We start from the raw sequence: 17,670 nt of genomic DNA on the forward strand, positions 1-17,670 counted from the left end.
CGGTCAGCTCACTCCGCGGCCCAGGGAACCTGCGGCGCGCGGTAGTAGTTGATGCCGAGCGCGGAGAACCTCGGCCCCTGCGCGCCGAGCCGCACCTTGTACGCGTCCCAGTCGTGCGTGGCCGCGGGCGACCACCCGAGCTCCGCGACGCCGGGCAGCCTCGGGAACGCCATCTGCTCGATCTCGTCGCTGTTGGTCAGGGTCTCCGACCAGAGCGGCGCCTCGACGCCGAGGACGGAGCCCGCCGGGGCGCCGTCCAGGTACGCCGCCGGATCCCAGTCGTAACTGCGCTGGACGGAGACGTAACCGGCCCAGGCCAGGCCCAGCTCGGTGTCCTTGTCGTACTTCATGTCGAGGTAGCTCCGGTCGGCCGGGGACAGCACCAGCTTCGTGCCGTTCGCGGCGGCGTCCGCCACCTGCTTGCGCTCGGCCGCGCCCGTCCGGTCGTAACCCCAGTACTGGGCGACCGCGCCCTCGACGGGCGTGGCCCCGGTCAGCTGGTGCCAGCCGATCACGATCTTGCCGTGCTCGGCGACGACGGCCTGCGCCTTGTTCATGAAGGTCACGTAGTCCGCGTGGCTGGTGGAGTGCGCCTCGTCGCCGCCGATGTGAAGGTACTTGCCGGGGGTGAGCTCGGCCAGTTCACGGACGACGTCGTCGACGAAGTCGTACGTGATGGCCTTCGGGACGCAGAGCGAACTGAAGCCGACGGCGGTGCCGGTGTAGAGCGGCGGCGCGACGCCGTCGCAGTTCAGCTCCGCGTACGAGGCGAGCGCCGCGTTGGTGTGGCCGGGCATGTCGATCTCCGGCACGACCTCCAGATAGCGGGAGGAGGCGTAGCGGACGATCTCCTTGTAGTCGCTCTTCGTGTAGGAGCCGCCGGTGCCGCCGCCGACCTCCGTCTGCCCGCCGTACGTGGCGAGGCGCGGCCAGGAGTCGATGGCGATTCGCCAGCCCTGGTCGTCGGAGAGATGCAGGTGGAGCTTGTTCATCTTGTAGAGGGCGAGCTGGTCGATGTAGCGCTTGACCTCGGTGACGGAGAAGAAGTGCCGGGACACGTCCAGCATGGCGCTGCGGTACGCGTAGCGGGGCGCGTCCTCGACCGTGCCGCCCGCGACCTTCCACGGGCCCTTCTGGCGGCTGTTCTTCTCCACATCCGCCGGGAGCAGCTGACGGAGCGTCTGGACGCCGTGGAAGAGCCCTGCCGGGCCGCGCGCGGTGATGGTGACGGCGCCGGGGTTCGACTTCAGGGTGTAGCCCTCGGCGCCGGATCCGCTGCCGTTCGGGTCGAGCCGGAGCCGGATGCCGTCGCCGCCGCGGCCGGTGACCGGCAGGGCGTAGCCGGTGGAGGGGCGGAGCACGCCCGCCAGGTAGTCGCCGACCTGCCGGGCCTCGCGGGAGTCGTCCTCGACACGGATCCTGGTGTTCGCCGTGATGCTGTACGGGGCGCCGCCGGGCTTCACCTCGGCGGGGGCGGGCACTATCTGCCCGAGCGGGCGGGGCGAGGGGGCGGCGAACGGGCCGTGACTCGCCGCGTTGCCGTCCGGCGCCGCGCCGATGCCGGCGATACCGGCCGCCGTGACGAGCAGCAGCGAGCCGAGCAGACGGGGGAGGGTGGTGCGCTGTGTCCTGTGCAGTCTCACAAGCCGGGTCCCTTTCGACGGGTTCACACCTGTGGAATCTCCTGACCGAACCATCACCATGCGTATCGCCTGTCTCACGCATGGTCAAGGTGTAGACCACTTCCCCTTATGCGGCTGAGGGAATCGTCCCGCTCCGGGCGCCGACGGGCACCGCCTCCGGAAAGGACGCCTCGGATCCGTACCAGCCGGCCGTGAAGAAGGACCGCAGTGGCGTAGCGGAGTACTCCGCCGAGGCGGAGCGCAGCGCGCTGCCGATCGAGCAGGTGCCCACCGGGCCCGTGGACGGCTCCCTCGAACGCCTGTAGGTACACCCGCACCGACCGCCTCAACCGGACCCGACCGAGAGCCTCATCACACCCACTCCTGCCCGATATCGGGCAGAATTCTTGCGTAAGCGCCCAATCCACAGCAATATCAACGAGTGCTCGAACGCCGCCCGTCGCATGACGACCTCATCGATCACCTGGTGCGCAGCACCGCGCTCCAGCGCGGTGAAGCCGCCCGGGTGATCCTCGACGTGCTGGCGTACTTCGACGAGACGACCGATGAATTCGTCCGCCGCCGCCACCGCGAACTGCAGTCCGGGGGCCTGGTGAACACGGAGATCTTCGAGCGGATCGCGGCCGAACTGCCGCACCGGGCGGTCGCGCCGCCGGAGCTTTCGCTCCGCCAGCTGCGCCGCATCGTCTACGGCTGAGCAACGGGCACCACAGGTACGTCGATGGAGGGGCAGAGACTTTATGTGCGGAATCGTCGGATATATCGGGAAGCGTGATGTGGCTCCGCTGCTGCTGGAAGGGCTGCAGCGGCTGGAGTACCGGGGTTACGACTCCGCGGGCATCGTCATCACCGGCAAGGCGGCGGCCGGGAAGCCCGCCGCCCTGAAGATGGTCAAGGCGAAGGGCCGGGTCCGCGAGCTGGAGGCCCGCGTTCCCAAGCGTTTCACCGGCACCACCGGTATAGCCCACACCCGCTGGGCCACCCACGGCGCCCCGAGCGACGAGAACGCGCACCCGCACCTGGACGCCGACAACAAGGTCGCCGTCGTCCACAACGGCATCATCGACAACGCCTCCGAGCTCCGTGCGAAGCTCGTCGCCGACGGTGTCGTCTTCCTCTCCGAGACCGACACCGAGGTGCTGGTCCACATGATCGCCCGCGCCCAGGCGGACACCCTGGAGGAGAAGGTCCGCGAGGCGCTGCGCTCGGTCGAGGGCACGTACGGCATCGCCGTCCTGCACGCCGACTTCAACGACCGCATCGTGGTCGCCCGCAACGGCTCCCCGGTCGTCCTCGGCATCGGCGAGAAGGAGATGTTCGTCGCCTCGGACGTCGCCGCGCTGGTCGCCCACACCCGCCAGGTCGTCACTCTGGACGACGGCGAGATGGCCACCCTCAAGGCCGACGAATTCCGTACGTACACCACGGAGGGCTCGTCCACGACGGCCACGCCGACCACCGTGGAGTGGGAGGCCGAGTCGTACGACATGGGCGGCCACGACACGTACATGCACAAGGAGATCTCCGAGCAGGCCGACGCCGTCGACCGGGTGCTGCGCGGCCGGATCGACGACCGGTTCGCCACCGTGCACCTGGGCGGCCTGAACCTGGACGCCCGCGAGGCGCGCGGGGTGCGCCGGATCAAGATCCTGGGCTGCGGCACCTCGTACCACGCGGGCCAGATCGGCGCGCAGCTGATCGAGGAGCTCGCCCGTATCCCCGCGGACGCCGAGCCCGCCTCCGAGTTCCGCTACCGCAACCCGGTCGTGGACCCGGACACCCTGTACGTCGCGGTCTCCCAGTCCGGTGAGACCTACGACGTGCTGGCCGCCGTCCAGGAACTCAAGCGCAAGGGCGCCCGGGTGCTCGGCGTCGTCAACGTGGTGGGTTCGGCGATCGCCCGCGAGGCCGACGGCGGCACGTACGTCCACGCCGGCCCCGAGGTCTGCGTCGTCTCCACCAAGTGCTTCACCAACACGGTCGTCGCGTTCGCGCTGCTCGCCCTGCACCTGGGCCGGATCCGGGACCTGTCGGTCGCCGACGGCAAGCGGATCATCGAGGGGCTGCGCAGGCTGCCCGCCCAGATCAGCGAGATCCTGGCGAACGAGGACGAGATCAAGAAGATGGCCGCGGAGTACGCGGACGCCAAGTCGATGATGTTCATCGGCCGGGTGCGCGGCTACCCCGTCGCCCGTGAGGCCTCGCTGAAGCTCAAGGAGGTCTCGTACATCCACGCCGAGGCGTACCCCGCCTCCGAGTTGAAGCACGGGCCGCTGGCGCTGATCGAGCCCGCGATGCCGACGGTCGCGATCGTGCCGGACGACGATCTGCTGGAGAAGAACCGCGCCGCGATGGAGGAGATCAAGGCCCGCAGCGGCCGCATCCTCGCCGTCGCCCACCAGGTGCAGGAGAAGGCCGACCACACCATCGTCGTGCCGAAGAACGAGAACGAGCTGGACCCGATCCTGATGGGCATCCCGCTGCAACTCTTCGCGTACCACACGGCCCTGGCCATGGGCCGCGACATCGACAAGCCCCGCAACCTGGCGAAGTCCGTCACCGTCGAGTAGTCCCGGTCCGGCAGAACGGCCCCGTACCCACCGCCACCGCGGGTACGGGGCCGCTCCCGTGCGGGCCGGTGACCGCCCCGGGCACCGGCCCGGTCGCCGGACCTTCCGTGCCCGACTAGCCGGTGGCTGTCGCGCCCCGGCCGGCAGCGCGGCCCGGCAGTGCGGTGGGCCAGTTGGCCAGGGCCGCCGTGGCCCCGTACCAGGCGGCGAGGCCGGACGCGGCGGCGAACCAGCCGCCCGCCTTCGCCAGGCCCCCGCTGCCCGCGAACTGCCCGACGCCCAGGAGCAGGAGCGCCAGGAACAGCAGTCCGTACGTCCCCCGACCGAGCAGACCGCCACCGGTCGCGCCGAGGGTCAGGCTGAGCGCGAACAGGGCCCAGAGCAGCAGGAACAGCCCTGCCGCATGGCTGGAGACGTGTGCGCCGGCGCCGGTGCCCCAGGTGAACCAGAAGGCGCCGAGCCCGGCGAAGGCCGTGCCGGTGAAGCCGCTGCCCGCGCGGAACTCCAGGAGTCCGGCGACGAACAGGGCCATACCGCCGACATAGAGCGCGAGCGAGACGGCGTCGGCCGCCGTCACACCGTCCACGACCCCGGTGTGACCGATACCGAACGCCAACAGGGTGAGTCCCAGGGCGAGATGGCCGAGGGTAGCGGTGCTGGTGCTTCCCGCAGAGACGTCATTGTCCACGGCGGGCTCCCTTCACATGCAGTGGTCCTGCTTCCCGATGACTCTTATGTACCCTTCACAAGCGCACAATCCACCTCTGCGCACCAATGGATTGCCGGTTTCCACAGTCGAGTTGACGCCATGTCGGCCGCGAGGGCCCGCTGCCGTGACAGGGGTGACGACGGGGGCCTTCGGGACGGAGAACGCTCAGGGGATGACGACGACCGGGCGCTGCGCGCGGCGCGCGAGACGCCCCGCCACCGAGCCGAAGATCCGGCCGACGATGCCGTGCGTGGAGCCGACGACGATGGCGTCGGCCGAGTACTCCCGGCCGACCTCCTCCAGCTCGTGGCAGATGTCCCCGCCGCGCTCGACGAGCACCCAGGGAATCTCGGTGAGGTAGTCCGCGCAGGCGAGCTCCAGGCCGAGCACCTCGGTGCGGTGATCGGGCACATCGACGAAGACGGGCGGCTCGCAGCCTGCCCAGACGGTGGTCGGCAGCCGATTGGCGACGTGGACGATGATCAGGCCCGAACCCGATCTTCGGGCCATGCCGATGGCGTATGCGAGGGCACGCTCACTGGAGGTCGAGCCGTCGAAGCCGACGACGACCCCATGCCGGAAGGCGGGATCGCAGGAATGACGTGTTTCTTCGGCCGCCTGCGGGCCCGACGAGGGGTCGGCTACCTGCTTGCGGTCGGCGGGTTCGGGGATTTCGTGACCGGCCATCGGTGTCTCGGCGAAGAGAGTCCTCGTAAGGAGAGCGACGTGGGGAAGGTGCGTCAGCGGGCGGTGTTGCGGTGTCCGGGAATCATCTTCCCAACCCCTTACCCCCAAGGGTACGGCGCCACTCCTCCACTGCCCAGACCCACGCAAAGCGCGTGCGACGTTTCACGGAGCATGCCCGAGGCGGACCCGTATGGCAATGCCGGTTGCGCCGTACATCGACGTCGGCGGGACGGGGCGACTCCGACGCGTGACCGGCCGGGCCGGATCCGTAACCCCCTCCGCCCAGCCGGGAACCGCCGCACCCCGGGAGGGATCACCACTCCGCCATCGACCGCCGGCCCGGCGATCCGCCCCCGGGAGTCGCGCCGCGTCCACCCCGGCCCGTCCGCCCCGCCCGGACCCCTTCACCGGGCGACGGGCCGATACCGACCCACCGGTCGGGATCCGGCTGCCACCGCGGGCGCCGCGCCATTCCGCACGATCGGCCGCCCGGCCTGCCCAGGGGGCGCAAAGAAGCGACCGCATATCGGGGTTGTGCGCCGGTCCAATGACTGAATCACGTATGCACAACCATCTATTTTCAGCCAACTTCATACCCCTGTCGTTTCCTTGCCGAATTGGCCGATCAACCCCCTTGCCACCAGGCAGGAAGAGACCGCGCGGTACGCTTCCACCCGACGGGGACGGGCCATCAAGGCGAGGCGCACTTCCCTGCACGGCCGCCGAGTGAAACCCTTCGTGATCGAATGCTTCCCGCCAAGTTGCCTTGTCGACATAACGCCGGTTGGTGAACTTGTCACGCCGGGACCACGGGACGCAGTAGATTCGATCTTGGGTAGACGGGGGTCTCATGCAGGACCGAGGGGAAACGTGCAGGAGCGACAGGCCCGTAAGGACCAGGGAGACGTGACCACCGAGGGGGGCTTAGCGTCATGAGCCAGGACTCCGCCGCCGCAACGGAGGCTGTACGGAAGCTCAGTGGACGACGACGACGAGAAGTCGTCGCCGTGCTGCTGTTCAGCGGCGGCCCCATCTTCGAGAGCTCGATCCCGCTCTCCGTGTTCGGAATCGACCGCCAGGACGCGGGAGTTCCGCGCTACCGGCTCCTCGTCTGCGGCGGGGAAGAAGGACCGCTGCGGACCACCGGGGGACTCGAACTCGCCGCGCCCTACGGGCTGGAGGCGATCAGCAGGGCCGGCACCGTCGTGGTGCCTGCCTGGCGTTCGATCACCTCCCCGCCGCCCGCAGAGGCACTGGACGCGCTGCGCCGCGCCCATGAAGAGGGGGCCCGCATCGTCGGGCTGTGCACCGGGGCGTTCGTACTCGCCGCTGCCGGTCTGCTGGACTGCCGCCCGGCGACCACGCACTGGATGTACGCACCGACGCTGGCCAAGCGCTATCCGTCGGTCCACGTCGATCCGCGCGAGCTCTTCGTCGACGACGGCGATGTGCTCACCTCGGCCGGAACAGCAGCCGGGATCGATCTCTGCCTGCACATAGTCCGCACGGACCACGGCACGGAGGCCGCCGGGGCACTGGCCCGCCGGCTCGTCGTACCGCCGCGGCGCAGTGGCGGTCAGGAGCGCTACCTCGACAGGTCTTTACCTGAAGAGATCGGCTCCGACCCGCTCGCCGAGGTCGTGGCCTGGGCGCTGGAGCATCTCCACGAGCAGTTCGACGTGGAGACGCTGGCGGCGCGCGCCTACATGAGCAGGCGGACCTTCGACCGCAGGTTCCGCTCGCTCACCGGCAGCGCACCGCTCCAGTGGCTGATCACCCAGCGCGTGCTGCAGGCGCAGCGGCTGCTGGAGACGTCCGAGTACTCGGTCGACGAGGTCGCGGGCCGCTGCGGCTTCCGCTCGCCGGTCGCGCTGCGCGGGCACTTCCGGCGGCAGCTGGGCTCCTCCCCCGCCGCGTACCGGGCCGCCTACCGGGCCCGTCGCCCGCAGGGCGGTGGCACGGAGGTCCTCGCGCCGGCGATCGAGCCGCTCGTGCCCGCCCAGGGCGCCTCGGCGGGCCGGCGGGCCACGCCCGCGGCCGCCCAGCCGGGTCCGCACGCCGTCACGTCGGCGACGGTCGGGGCGGGGCAGCCGGAGCACGGGAAACCGGGCCCCGACGCATACACCGCCGGGCGCCCGACCCTGCCGGGTCAACGGAGTGCCCCGTAGGCTGGGGGCCATGAACGACCGCATGGTGTGGATCGACTGCGAGATGACCGGGCTCTCGTTGGCGGAAGACGCACTCATCGAGGTGGCCGCACTGGTCACCGACTCGGAGTTGAACGTGCTCGGCGAAGGGGTGGACATCGTGATCCGCCCGCCGGACGCGGCCCTGGAGACGATGCCCGAGGTGGTGCGCCAGATGCACACCGCCTCGGGCCTCCTCGACGAGCTGGCCGGGGGCACCACCCTGGCCGACGCCGAGGCCCAGGTGCTGGCCTACGTCCGCGAACATGTGAAGGAGCCCGGCAGGGCCCCGCTCTGCGGAAACTCGGTCTCCACCGACCGCGGCTTCCTGGCGCGCGACATGTCGGCCCTGGAGACGTACCTCCACTACCGGATCGTCGACGTGTCCTCGATCAAGGAGCTGGCGCGCCGCTGGTACCCGAAGGCGTACTTCAACAGTCCGGCCAAGAACGGCAACCACCGGGCGCTCGCGGACATCCGTGACTCGATCACGGAACTGCGCTACTACCGCGAGGCGATCTTCGTGCCGCAGCCCGGGCCCGACTCGGAGCAGGCCAGGACGATCGCGGCACGGGTCGCGCCGCCCGCGCCGTAGGAGTCTGTGAAGCCGCTGGTCATAGGCCTTTCGGGGATTGGGATCAGCGGCTGAACAAGGGGGGCGCGAGCACCCGCTCGGACCCTGTACACTTTTTCTCGGCCGGTCAGAAAAAAGACCGGACGTGGTGGGTATAGCTCAGATGGTAGAGCACCTGGTTGTGGTCCAGGATGTCGCGGGTTCGAGTCCCGTTACTCACCCTGAAGGGAAGGGCCCCGGTCAATGACCGGGGCCCTTCTCGTATCTGAGCCTCCCTCACCGGCCTTGCGCTCGCGTAGCCACGACGAAGAGACAAGTGACTCAGAGTGACTGAGGCTGCTGAATCTCTTCCGCCTGAAGGGCGTCGAAGTCGGCGTGGGCCTGGGCGACGGCTTCGGGGTACGCCTGGCGCTTCTCGTGCTCGGCAAGCCCGCGGTAGCTGCCGGCGAGGCCGGGGTTCCGGCCCTTGCGCTTGCCGGTGGGGTGATCAGGTTCGGGCGGATCTGTTCGACGGACTCGCCGTTCGCCCGGCGGCGGAGCACGGGGGGCAGCATGTCGTCGGTGATGACGGGGGCGGACACCGTCCTTGCCCTTGCGGGCGGCGGCGTCGAGTCCTTCGAGGGTGGCTTCGCGGCTGCTGTCGCGCTCGGTCTCGGCCATGGCACGCCCGTCCCCGCTGACCAGAGCGGTGGTGGGCGGGGCCTTGGACCGGCATGGACAGCGTCGAGAAGCGGATCCAGGATTCTGCCTTCGCGGCAGATCCCGGACTTTTGCCTTCGCGCCGGACCTGACTTTGCCCGGGCACGGGAGATCACCCGGCTGATCGCTGAGGGAGCGCGTTGAGCAGGAGACCGACCCAGCGGCCTCGAGCGTCTCTGCGTGAGCCGTCTTGAGGTACTGGGTGCGCTTCGGACGCCCCTGATCGCTGTTCTGATGGCGCCCGGTCCCACAGCGAGCCGCAAGGGCGGGGATGCCGATTCCGTGTTCTGCAGCACCCTGTCCGTGACACAGCCGGGACACCCGAAGGTGTCCCGGCTGTGTCTGTCATGGTGAGCGATCCGTCCTGTCCGCCCTTCACCCGGTGGTTCCGCTGAAGGGGGCTGGTTCAGGAGAGCCAGTCGGTGTAGTGGGTGGGGGCGATGCGGGCATCGTTTCGGGCGGTGAGGGCATCGCCGTGGACGGCGGCGAACATGCCGGCGGTGTCATCGGTGACGACGGAGCGCCCGTCGCTCCTGGCGGTCAGGGTGAGCCGGCCGAGTTCGTCGAGGGGGTAGACATCGGGGCCTGCGATGTTGACGACGCCGTTCAGAGGGCTGCCTGCGGCGACTTCGGCGACAACGCCGGAGACATCCGCGGCGGCGATCGGCTGGATGGGCGTGCGTGGCAGGCGGACGGTGTCGCCGTCGGTGGTCATGGACAGGGTCGCGTCCATGAACTCCATGAACTGCGTGGCGCGGACAATGGAATAGGGGATCGGCCCGGCCTTGAGGATGTCTTCCTGAAGCACCTTCGCCCGGTAGTAGTCCAGTTCGGGCACTTGGTCCGCGCCGACGATCGAGAGGATGACGAAGTGCCCGACCCCGGCCTTCTTGCTCGCGGCGAGAAGGTTGTCCATCGAGGTCTGGAAGAAGGCGAGCGAGGCGTCGTCGAAGGTCGGGGAATTCGTCAGGTTGATGACGACGTCGGCGCCCGCCACGGCCGCCTCCAGCCCCTGGCCGGTGATGATGTCCACGCCTGTGGACAGGGAGTGCGGCACGGCCCGGTGCCCGGCCGCGTTCAGGTTCTCCACGACCCGTGACCCGATCAGCCCGGTTCCGCCGATGACTGCGAACTTCATGGCATGTGCCTTCTTTCGATGACTGGTGCCCCATAAACACCTCATGAGGCTCTGACTGCCTAGTGCCGCGACGGGGCAAAGCTTGCCGGGAGGGGCACTAGACGACGGTGGCGCCGGCGTCGCCGGGCTCCTGGGGTGTGGTGGTCGCGGTGCGGTAGAACTCGGCTGCGGTGACGGTGGCGGGGACGCCGAGTTCGGCGGCGACCGAGGTGATCGCGGTGGCGCCGACGGCGAGGTCGGCTTGGCCGTCGGTGGTGAAATACGGTGCGATGAACGTCTCGTAGTGGGCTCGGACTTCGTCTGTGGTGTGTCGGCCGAGGAACGTCTGCATGTGCCGCACCGTGGTGTCGGGTTCGTTGTGGATCACCCGCAGGGCACGCCGGTGGGCTCGTACGACGGCCTGGATCGCGGGGTCGTCCGGGCGGATGTGGGTGGGGTCGACGGCCACACCCACGGTGGGGATCCGGAAGTGGTCGCCGACCCAGGCCGGCACCTGCCAGCCGTGCTCGGCGGCCAACGCCTCCGGTGCCATGGTGCTGCCGACCAGGGCGGCGTCGATGCTGCCGTCGTGCAGCCGGCGCAGGTCCATGCCGTAGTCGCCGGGTGGGCGGACGATGGTGTGGATGTCGCGGTCCGGGTCGAGGCCGGCCCGGCGCAGGACGATCCGGGCGAAGCACCCGGGTGCGGTGTGGGGGGGCGTGTACCGCCAGCCGGCGGCCGGCCAGGTCGGCCAGGGAGGTCAGGCCGGGGCGGGCGAGGAACCAGAACAGCGGGCGGCTGGTGTTGACGTGGAGTGCGACCCAGGGAACGCCATGGGCCAGCCGGGAAAGCAGTGCCCGGCCGAGCCCGATGGTGGCGCCGCGGCGCAGCCGCTCCTCGTTCCAGGAGCAGCCGTCGCGCAGCGCTACGTGGACGCCCTCGTCGGCGTAGTAGCCCTGCTGGTCGGCGATGTAGGCGACCAGTTCCTCGTGCAGGCCCCGCCCGACGTAGGCGAGATCGATCGTGTACATGAGCCTTTCTCCTTGATCGTGCCACCGCCATGCGCCCGCGCGTGCCGCGGGCGCATGGCGGTGCGGCCCGTGGTGATGAGGTCGCGGTGTGCCGAATGCGGTCCAGCCATCGGCCGGACCGGGACGACATGGCCCCATGGGCCCGGGGACGGGTCATCAGTACATGGACATCCCGCCGTTGACCGCGGCCGTGGTGCCGGTCATGAAGGCGTTGTCCTCGCTGGCGTAGAAGGCGACCGCTTGAGCGACGTCGCCCGGGTGTGCCAGGCGGCCCAGGGGGGTGGCGGCCACCTGCCGCTGCTTGTGCTCCTCGTCGAACACATCCGCCGCCATGCGGGTGTCGTCCACCGGGCCGGGCTCGACGACGTTGACCGTGATGCCCAGCGGGCCCAGTTCCTGGGCGAGGTACCGGGCGAACTGCGTCAGTGCGGCCTTGGCCGTGCCCAGCGCGATCATGCCCTCCCGGGGCCGGCGGCTGAGGCCGGTGCCGAGATAGATGATGCGTCCCCAGCCCTGTTCGGTCATGGCGGGCAGGACGGCTTTGCTGACCGCGAACGCCGCACGCATCTCGTCGTCGAGCTTGCCACCCAGTTCTTCCCACGTCATGTCCTGGAACGGCTTGACCGCATACGGGGTGAGCGCGTTGTGCACGAGCACGTCGATGCCGCCCCATGCCGCGTGGACCTGCTCGATCATGCTCTCGACCGCCGCTGCCTCACGCACGTCGGCCTGCACTGCCATGGCCTGGCCGCCTGCGGCCCCGATGCCGGCCACGATGTCCTCGGCTGCCGGGCCGCTATGGAGGTAGTTGACCACCACGCGCATACCTCGCGCGGCCAAAAGGCGCGCGGTGGCTGCACCGATTCCGCTGCTGGCCCCTGTCACCAATGCCACCCTGCCGGTTGCCCCAATCACGGGCCCAACTCCTGCTCATCATCGTGGGCCGTCGGCATGACCGCCCGGAGCCGTTCGTCGTCCATGCCGGGGTGTGCTGGGCGGATCGCCGGCTCCGGCACGCTCGTGCGGGGCGGCGGCCTCTTCCGCTTCGAGGGCACCGGGGAGGGCAGCGCCTTCGCCACCGTGTTCCGCGACACCTTGTGCCCCTGGGTCAACGCCCACCCGGCGCCGACGGATCCAACCGACGCTCCCGGCGGATCCGCTCACAGACCCACTCACTCGGCCTGTACACCCACGGACTCCTGACACGAACGTGATCAACGCACACAGACTGGCCCGCCCGAACGGATCAAAGCTCTGATTACGCCACCAGCGGCATGTCCCACACCATCGGACAGGACGGCTCTCGATCTCGTTGCCCCACTGGCCGACAGGTCTCGGTTCACCGCCACCGGCGAGAACGGTGTCGGCCGGAACCGGGCCGTGATGTCCGGTCGAGCGGCTCGGGGTGCGGGACCACGGACGTCACGGACACCGGGCCACCGCCTGGGCTCGCGGCTCCACCGGGCAGACTCGTAAAGGAACCGGGCGACTCCTCGTGACGGCCGTCACGAGGAGTCGCGGACGATCAGTTCCGTGGGGAGCACGATCTGCGGGCGCTCCTGGTTCTCGCCCGCGATCTCCTGCAGCAGTACGCGGGCCATCGTGCGGCCCATCTCCTCGATCGGCTGGCGCACGCTGGTGAGCGGCGGGTCCATGTGCCGGGCCACTGCCGAGTCGTCGAAGCCGATCAGGGCGACATCGTCCGGGACGCGCCGGCCCGCCTCACGGAGCACCTGGCGGGCACCCGCGGCCATGACGTCGGAGGCGGCGAAGACCGCGTCGACATCGGGGCGGCGTGCGAGCAGATCGCGCATGGCCTGCGCACCGCCCTCCTCGGAGAAGTCGGCGGGGGCGATCAGCTGCTCGTCCGGTCCCAGGCCGGCCGCGGAGACCGCCTTGCGGTAGCCGTCGAGGCGGCGCCGCGCCCCGTAGACATCGAGGCGCCCGGTGATCGTCGCGATGGAGCGGCGGCCCCGGGAGATCAGGTGGTCGACGGCGGCGCGGGCGCCCTCGAAGTTGTCGGAGTCGACCGAGGCGAGCGGTTCGGCGGCGGACCTGCGGCCGCTCATCACGGCCGGCATGCCGAGCTGCTCCAGCAGGTCGGGCAGCGGATCGTCGGCGTGGACGGAGACCAGCAGCACGCCGTCGACGCGGTGCGCGGTCAGATACTGCGCCAGCCGCCGGCGCTCGCGGTCACTGCCGACGAGGGTCAGCAGCAATTGCATGTCGGTGTCGGCGAGCGCCGCGCCGACGCCGCGGACGATGTCGGAGAAGTACGGCTCGGCGAAGAATCGGGTCTCCGGCTCGGGCACGACCAGGGCTATGGCGTCGGTACGGTTGCCGGCGAGCGCGCGGGCCGCGCGATTGGGCACGTACCCCAGCTCGGCGACGGCCGCTTCCACCGCCTCGCGAGTGTGCGCGCTGACCCGCGGGGATCCGTTGATGACCCGCGAGGCCGTGCCCCGCCCCACCCCCGCCCGTGCCGCGACCTCTTCGAGCGTGGGCCGCCCCCCGCTCCGTACTCGCGCTGCCGTCATGGCTGCCTCCCGTTCGCGGTCAATTTCTCACAGTCGGATAACCGAACCAAGTCCCGGTGGGGGAATCCCCAGCCGCTCGACCGGGACCTGGCGGTCCGGGCTTCTCCGCACCATGGGAGCGCTCCCATGGTGCGCGTGCGCAGGCCCGGGGCCCCATGGGCCCGGGGACGGGCGGAAACAACGGAGACCCGGCCGCCGGGCGGCCGGGTCTCGGGGGTGCTACGGAGTCGGGGCTCGGGGTCGTACGGAGTCGGGTGATGCGGTACGGAGTCAGGTGAGGTCGGTGGCCGGGGGCAGTGCGTGGCGGCGGATGACGTCGGCGTACCAGTGGGCGCTCGCCTTGGGGATGCGGCGCTGGGTGGCGTAGTCGACGTAGACGGCGCCGAACCGCTTCGAGTACCCGTACGCCCACTCGAAGTTGTCCATCAGGGACCACAGGAAGTAGCCGCGGACGTCCGCGCCGGCGGCCACCGCCCGCTGTACGGCGTCGAGGTGGCCGCGCAGGTACTCGATCCGCTCGGGGTCCTCCACCAGGCCCTCGGGCGAGACGTAGTCGTCGAAGGCCGCGCCGTTCTCGGTGACCATCAGCGGCAGGCCCGGGTGGTCCCGGGAGACGTCGATGAGCAGGTTGTACAGCCCGTCGGGGTCGATCGCCCAGTTCATCGCGGTGCGCTTCTTGCCCTCGGCGAGGTGGAAGGCGACGTGCTCGGAGCCGGGCCACGGGGAGTGGTCGCTGTTGCCGTGGCCGTCGTCGCGCGAGTCGCCGGACCCGCCCTCGGGCGCGGAGACCAGCGTCGGCGTGTAGTAGTTGACGCCGAGGACGTCGATCGGACGGGAGATGGCGGCCAGGTCGCCGTCCTGGACCAGCTTCGACCAGTCCACCAGGTGCGAGGTGTCGGCGATCAGGTCCTCGGGGTACGCGCCGCGCAGCATCGGGCCGGTGAAGACCCGGTTGCCCACCGCGTCGATCCGGCGGGCGGCGTCCACGTCGGCCGCGCTGCCGGTCAGCGGGCGGACCTGGTGGAGATTGAGGGTGACCGAGGTCTGCGCGGTAGCGGGGAGTCGGGTGCGCAGAACCTCGATCGCCCGGCCATGGGCGAGGTTGAGATGGTGGGCGGCCCGCAGCGCGGCGACCGGCTCGGTGCGGCCGGGGGCGTGCACGCCTGAGCCGTAACCGAGGAAGGCCGAGCACCACGGCTCGTTGAAGGTCGTCCAGGTGTCGACCCGGTCGCCGAGGGCGTCGGCCATGATGGCGGCGTAGTCGGCGAAGCGTTCGGCGGTCACCCGCTGGGGCCAGCCGCCGGCGTCCTCCAGGTCCTGGGGCAGGTCCCAGTGGTAGAGGGTGGCGACGGGTGCGATGCCCGCTTCGAGGAGTTCGTCGACGAGCCTGCGGTAGAAGTCCAGTCCGCGTTCGACGGCGGGGCCGCGGCCGGTGGGCTGCACCCGGGACCAGGAGACGGAGAAGCGGTAGGCCTTCAGGCCGAGCTGCTTCATCAGTGCCACGTCGTCGCGGTAGCGGTGGTAGTGGTCGGCGGCGATGTCTCCGGTGTCACCGTTGCGGACCTTGCCCGGAGTGCGGCTGAAGGTGTCCCAGATGGAAGGGGTGCGGCCGTCCTCGGCCGCGGCGCCCTCGACCTGGTAGGCGGCGGTGGCCGCCCCCCAGACGAAACCGGTCGGGAAGTCCGCCGCCTCGGGCGCCTGCTTCGGGGCGATGTCGGGTCGTACAGCAGTCATGCGGGAGCGCTCCCAGGGGTGGACGAACAGGGGCGGGTAAGGGGTGGGGCTCCGGGCCCGTACGGCCCGCGGTCAGGGAAACAGGCCGTACGGGTGCCCGGGGAACGGCGGGTGACGCGCGGTCACCCCTTGACGGCGCCGGACATGATTCCGCCGACGATCTGCTTGCCGAAGATCACGAAGACCACGAGCAGCGGCAGGGTACTGATCAGCGCACCGGCCATCACGATGCTCTGGTCGGGGGTGTAGGAGGCACTCAGCTGGCCGAGGGCCACCTGGAGCGTGGGGTTCTGCTGATTGAGGGCGAGGTAGGGCCAGAAGAAGTCGTTCCAGGCCTGTACGAAGGTCAGCATTCCCAGCACCATCATCGCGGGGCGGGCCACCGGGAGCACCATGCTCCGCACGATGCGGAAGTTGTTCGCGCCGTCGATCTTGGCGGCCTCGATGAGTTCGTAGGGCAGCGCCTCGATGAGGTACTGCCGCATGAAGAACACCCCGAACGCGCTGACCAGGGTCGGGAAGATCACCGACTCCAGCTTTCCGCCCCAGCCGATGTCGGACATCATCATGAACAGCGGGACGACGCTGAGTTGCGGCGGGATGGTGAGCGTGGCGATGACTCCGGTCATCAGCGCGCTGCGGCCGGTGAAGCGCATCTTGGCGAAGGCATAGCCGGCCAGGGTGCAGAAGAAGAGCGTCGCCGCCGTGATGCAGGAGGAGACGACCACGCTGTTGACGATCGCCTTGCCGAGGTGCGCCTGGTTCCAGGCGGCGTCGAGGTTGTGCAGGAGCCGCCCGCCCGGCAGGAACGGCGGCGTGGTGGCGAGCACTTCGTCCTGGGTGTGGGACGCGGCCACGAGCGTCCAGTAGAGCGGCAGGAGCGAGCCGATGCCGACGACGATCAGGGCGATGTAGGCGAACGGGCCGCCCTGCAACTGCTTGCCCGCGCCCGGCCTGAAGCGGGACGGGCGCCGCGCCGCCCGGTGGGGCGTGCTCGGGCGGCCGGGTTCCGGGGCTTTGATGGGACTGGTCATGGTCATGGAATTCGCTCCCGGTCAGACCGCGGATGTGCGTACGAAGCGGCCGATGAGCCAGTTGACCGCGGCGATGATCAGCAGGAGGGCGAGCATCGCCCAGGCCACTGCGGCGGCCGGACCGAGGTGCCCGAGATTCCAGCCGTAGTTGTAGAGGTAGACGCTGAGCGTCTCGTACTGATTCTCATTGCCGCCCGTCGCTCCGAGCGTGCCGCCTTCCAGCAGCAGCGGCTCACCGAACAACTGCATGGAACCGATCGTGGAGATGACGATCGTGAAGAGGATCGTGGGCCGCAGCGAGGGAATGGTCACCTTGCGGAACTGCTGCCAGCGCGATGCGCCGTCCAGCGACGCCGCCTCGTACAGATCGGTCGGTACGGCCTGCATGGCGGCCAGGTAGATCAGGGTGTTGTAGCCCGTCCAGCGCCAGATCACGATGACGGAGATCGCGATCTTCGACGTCCAGTGGCCGTTGACCCAGTTGGTGTCGCCGAAACCGACGAAGTGCAGCACCCAGTTCAGCAGGCCGCCGTCGGCCCGGAAGACCAGGGCGAAGACGAGGGCCGCGGAAGCCACCGAGGTGGCGTACGGGGTGAGGATGACCGTCCGCCAGAAGGTGCTGGCGCGCAGCCGGTAGTTCAGCAGATGGGCCAGGCCGAGCGCGACCAGCAGCTGCGGGACCGTCGACATGACCCCGATCAGGAAGGTGTTGCCGACAGCCGTCCAGAACTCGGAGTCGTGCAGGATCTTGTCGAAGTTCCCCCAGCCGACCCACTCCATCTGGTTCAGGCCGGTCATCTCCACCCGGTGCAGGGCGATCCATCCGGTGTACAGCAGCGGATAGAGGCCGAAGGCGCCGAAGACGAGGAAGAACGGGGCTATGTAGGCGTACGGCGACGCCTTGTCGTCGAACCGCCACAGCCGGCTCCGCCAGGTCTGCCGACGGGATCGCGCGGTTGTCTGCCGGGAACCGCCGGGTGGCGGGGCATATGCGTCCCGGGCGGGAGTCGAGGTGGCCACGGGCGGAAGTCCTTCCCTGGGTAACGGAGTTGGCGGTGCGTCGATCGCCCGGGTACGGGGCCGCGCGCGGGTGCGGACGGCTCCTGGGGGCCGCGCGTGTGCCGGTACGGGCGGCTCCTGGGGGCCGCC

16 protein-coding genes, 1 tRNA gene and 1 pseudogene are annotated in these 17,670 nt (G+C 69.9%); 5 read left to right on the forward strand and 13 right to left on the reverse strand.

The window, feature by feature from the left end; translation table 11 throughout:
* Positions 1–8: 8 nt before the first annotated feature.
* The gene (locus tag OG936_RS11335; protein WP_406494329.1) at positions 9–1,643 is read right to left on the reverse strand and encodes a beta-N-acetylhexosaminidase; all 1,635 of its coding nucleotides are present in this window, start codon (positions 1,641–1,643) and stop codon (positions 9–11) included.
* Positions 1,644–2,064: 421 nt separating this feature from the next.
* Here OG936_RS11335 and OG936_RS11340 point away from each other — a divergent pair, with 421 nt between their 5' ends.
* The gene (locus tag OG936_RS11340; RefSeq protein WP_406494331.1) at positions 2,065–2,340 is read left to right on the forward strand and encodes a hypothetical protein; all 276 of its coding nucleotides are present in this window, start codon (positions 2,065–2,067) and stop codon (positions 2,338–2,340) included.
* 43 nt (positions 2,341–2,383) lie between these two features.
* Positions 2,384–4,213 (forward strand): glutamine--fructose-6-phosphate transaminase (isomerizing), encoded by a 1,830-nt coding sequence (glmS, locus tag OG936_RS11345; protein WP_406494332.1) that lies wholly within the window; start codon positions 2,384–2,386, stop codon positions 4,211–4,213.
* Positions 4,214–4,328: 115 nt separating this feature from the next.
* Here glmS and OG936_RS11350 read toward each other — a convergent pair whose 3' ends face one another.
* Both OG936_RS11350 and OG936_RS11355 read right to left on the reverse strand, forming a co-directional pair.
* Positions 4,329–4,901, reverse strand: a complete 573-nt coding sequence (locus OG936_RS11350; protein WP_406494334.1) for an acetate uptake transporter — start codon at positions 4,899–4,901, stop codon at positions 4,329–4,331.
* Positions 4,902–5,087: 186 nt separating this feature from the next.
* Positions 5,088–5,609 (reverse strand): universal stress protein, encoded by a 522-nt coding sequence (locus tag OG936_RS11355; RefSeq protein ID WP_383756641.1) that lies wholly within the window; start codon positions 5,607–5,609, stop codon positions 5,088–5,090.
* A gap of 932 nt (positions 5,610–6,541) precedes the next feature.
* On the opposite strand from OG936_RS11355, the gene OG936_RS11360 reads away from it, so the two are divergent.
* The 3 genes from OG936_RS11360 to OG936_RS11370 all read left to right on the forward strand — a co-directional run bounded on the left by OG936_RS11360 (position 6,542) and on the right by OG936_RS11370 (position 8,590).
* Complete coding sequence (locus OG936_RS11360; protein WP_406494336.1) at positions 6,542–7,777, forward strand: helix-turn-helix domain-containing protein; 1,236 nt, start codon at positions 6,542–6,544, stop codon at positions 7,775–7,777.
* Positions 7,778–7,787: 10 nt separating this feature from the next.
* Positions 7,788–8,390, forward strand: a complete 603-nt coding sequence (gene orn / locus OG936_RS11365; RefSeq protein WP_383756645.1) for an oligoribonuclease — start codon at positions 7,788–7,790, stop codon at positions 8,388–8,390.
* A gap of 127 nt (positions 8,391–8,517) precedes the next feature.
* A tRNA-His gene (locus tag OG936_RS11370) sits at positions 8,518–8,590 on the forward strand.
* A gap of 100 nt (positions 8,591–8,690) precedes the next feature.
* Here OG936_RS11370 and OG936_RS11375 read toward each other — a convergent pair.
* The 10 genes and pseudogenes from OG936_RS11375 to OG936_RS11420 all read right to left on the reverse strand — a co-directional run bounded on the left by OG936_RS11375 (position 8,691) and on the right by OG936_RS11420 (position 17,541).
* Positions 8,691–9,029 carry a hypothetical protein gene (locus OG936_RS11375; protein WP_406494338.1) on the reverse strand — a complete coding sequence of 113 codons (339 nt, stop codon included), beginning with the start codon at positions 9,027–9,029 and terminating at the stop codon, positions 8,691–8,693.
* A 445-nt stretch (positions 9,030–9,474) separates the two neighbouring features.
* On the reverse strand, positions 9,475–10,206 hold the full coding sequence (locus OG936_RS11380; protein WP_406494340.1) for an SDR family oxidoreductase: 732 nt from the start codon (positions 10,204–10,206) through the stop codon (positions 9,475–9,477).
* Between the two features lie 97 nt (positions 10,207–10,303).
* The gene (locus OG936_RS11385) at positions 10,304–10,795 is read right to left on the reverse strand and encodes a hypothetical protein (RefSeq protein ID WP_406494342.1); all 492 of its coding nucleotides are present in this window, start codon (positions 10,793–10,795) and stop codon (positions 10,304–10,306) included.
* A 163-nt stretch (positions 10,796–10,958) separates the two neighbouring features.
* Positions 10,959–11,354, reverse strand: a pseudogene (locus OG936_RS11390) (hypothetical protein); the annotation flags it as partial.
* Between the two features lie 18 nt (positions 11,355–11,372).
* On the reverse strand, positions 11,373–12,131 hold the full coding sequence (locus OG936_RS11395) for an SDR family NAD(P)-dependent oxidoreductase (protein WP_406494343.1): 759 nt from the start codon (positions 12,129–12,131) through the stop codon (positions 11,373–11,375).
* Positions 12,128–12,310: a hypothetical protein gene (locus OG936_RS11400; RefSeq protein WP_406494344.1), complete on the reverse strand. Its 183-nt coding sequence runs from the start codon at positions 12,308–12,310 to the stop codon at positions 12,128–12,130. Before OG936_RS11400 ends, OG936_RS11395 begins: the two co-directional genes overlap by 4 nt.
* A gap of 411 nt (positions 12,311–12,721) precedes the next feature.
* On the reverse strand, positions 12,722–13,753 hold the full coding sequence (locus OG936_RS11405; protein ID WP_266746341.1) for a LacI family DNA-binding transcriptional regulator: 1,032 nt from the start codon (positions 13,751–13,753) through the stop codon (positions 12,722–12,724).
* 270 nt (positions 13,754–14,023) lie between these two features.
* Complete coding sequence (locus OG936_RS11410; RefSeq protein WP_406494345.1) at positions 14,024–15,487, reverse strand: GH1 family beta-glucosidase; 1,464 nt, start codon at positions 15,485–15,487, stop codon at positions 14,024–14,026.
* A 122-nt stretch (positions 15,488–15,609) separates the two neighbouring features.
* Positions 15,610–16,527 (reverse strand): carbohydrate ABC transporter permease, encoded by a 918-nt coding sequence (locus tag OG936_RS11415; protein WP_406494346.1) that lies wholly within the window; start codon positions 16,525–16,527, stop codon positions 15,610–15,612.
* A gap of 15 nt (positions 16,528–16,542) precedes the next feature.
* Positions 16,543–17,541 (reverse strand): carbohydrate ABC transporter permease, encoded by a 999-nt coding sequence (locus OG936_RS11420; RefSeq protein ID WP_383756665.1) that lies wholly within the window; start codon positions 17,539–17,541, stop codon positions 16,543–16,545.
* Positions 17,542–17,670: the final 129 nt, after the last annotated feature.

It is taken from the genome of Streptomyces sp. NBC_00846 (genome assembly GCF_045207325.1).
In the GTDB taxonomy this organism is placed as follows: domain Bacteria; phylum Actinomycetota; class Actinomycetes; order Streptomycetales; family Streptomycetaceae; genus Streptomyces.

Bases quoted from the DNA above. Each gene is read 5' to 3' on its own strand.
- glmS (WP_406494332.1), top strand. From the start codon at position 2,384: ATGTGCGGAATCGTCGGATATATCGGGAAGCGTGATGTGGCTCCGCTG.
- OG936_RS11355 (WP_383756641.1), bottom strand. From the start codon at position 5,609: ATGGCCGGTCACGAAATCCCCGAACCCGCCGACCGCAAGCAGGTAGCC.
- OG936_RS11360 (WP_406494336.1), top strand. From the start codon at position 6,542: ATGAGCCAGGACTCCGCCGCCGCAACGGAGGCTGTACGGAAGCTCAGT.
- orn (WP_383756645.1), top strand. From the start codon at position 7,788: ATGAACGACCGCATGGTGTGGATCGACTGCGAGATGACCGGGCTCTCG.
- OG936_RS11375 (WP_406494338.1), bottom strand. From the start codon at position 9,029: ATGGCCGAGACCGAGCGCGACAGCAGCCGCGAAGCCACCCTCGAAGGA.
- OG936_RS11380 (WP_406494340.1), bottom strand. From the start codon at position 10,206: ATGAAGTTCGCAGTCATCGGCGGAACCGGGCTGATCGGGTCACGGGTC.
- OG936_RS11385 (WP_406494342.1), bottom strand. From the start codon at position 10,795: ATGGACCTGCGCCGGCTGCACGACGGCAGCATCGACGCCGCCCTGGTC.
- OG936_RS11405 (WP_266746341.1), bottom strand. From the start codon at position 13,753: ATGACGGCAGCGCGAGTACGGAGCGGGGGGCGGCCCACGCTCGAAGAG.
- OG936_RS11410 (WP_406494345.1), bottom strand. From the start codon at position 15,487: ATGACTGCTGTACGACCCGACATCGCCCCGAAGCAGGCGCCCGAGGCG.
- OG936_RS11415 (WP_406494346.1), bottom strand. From the start codon at position 16,527: ATGACCATGACCAGTCCCATCAAAGCCCCGGAACCCGGCCGCCCGAGC.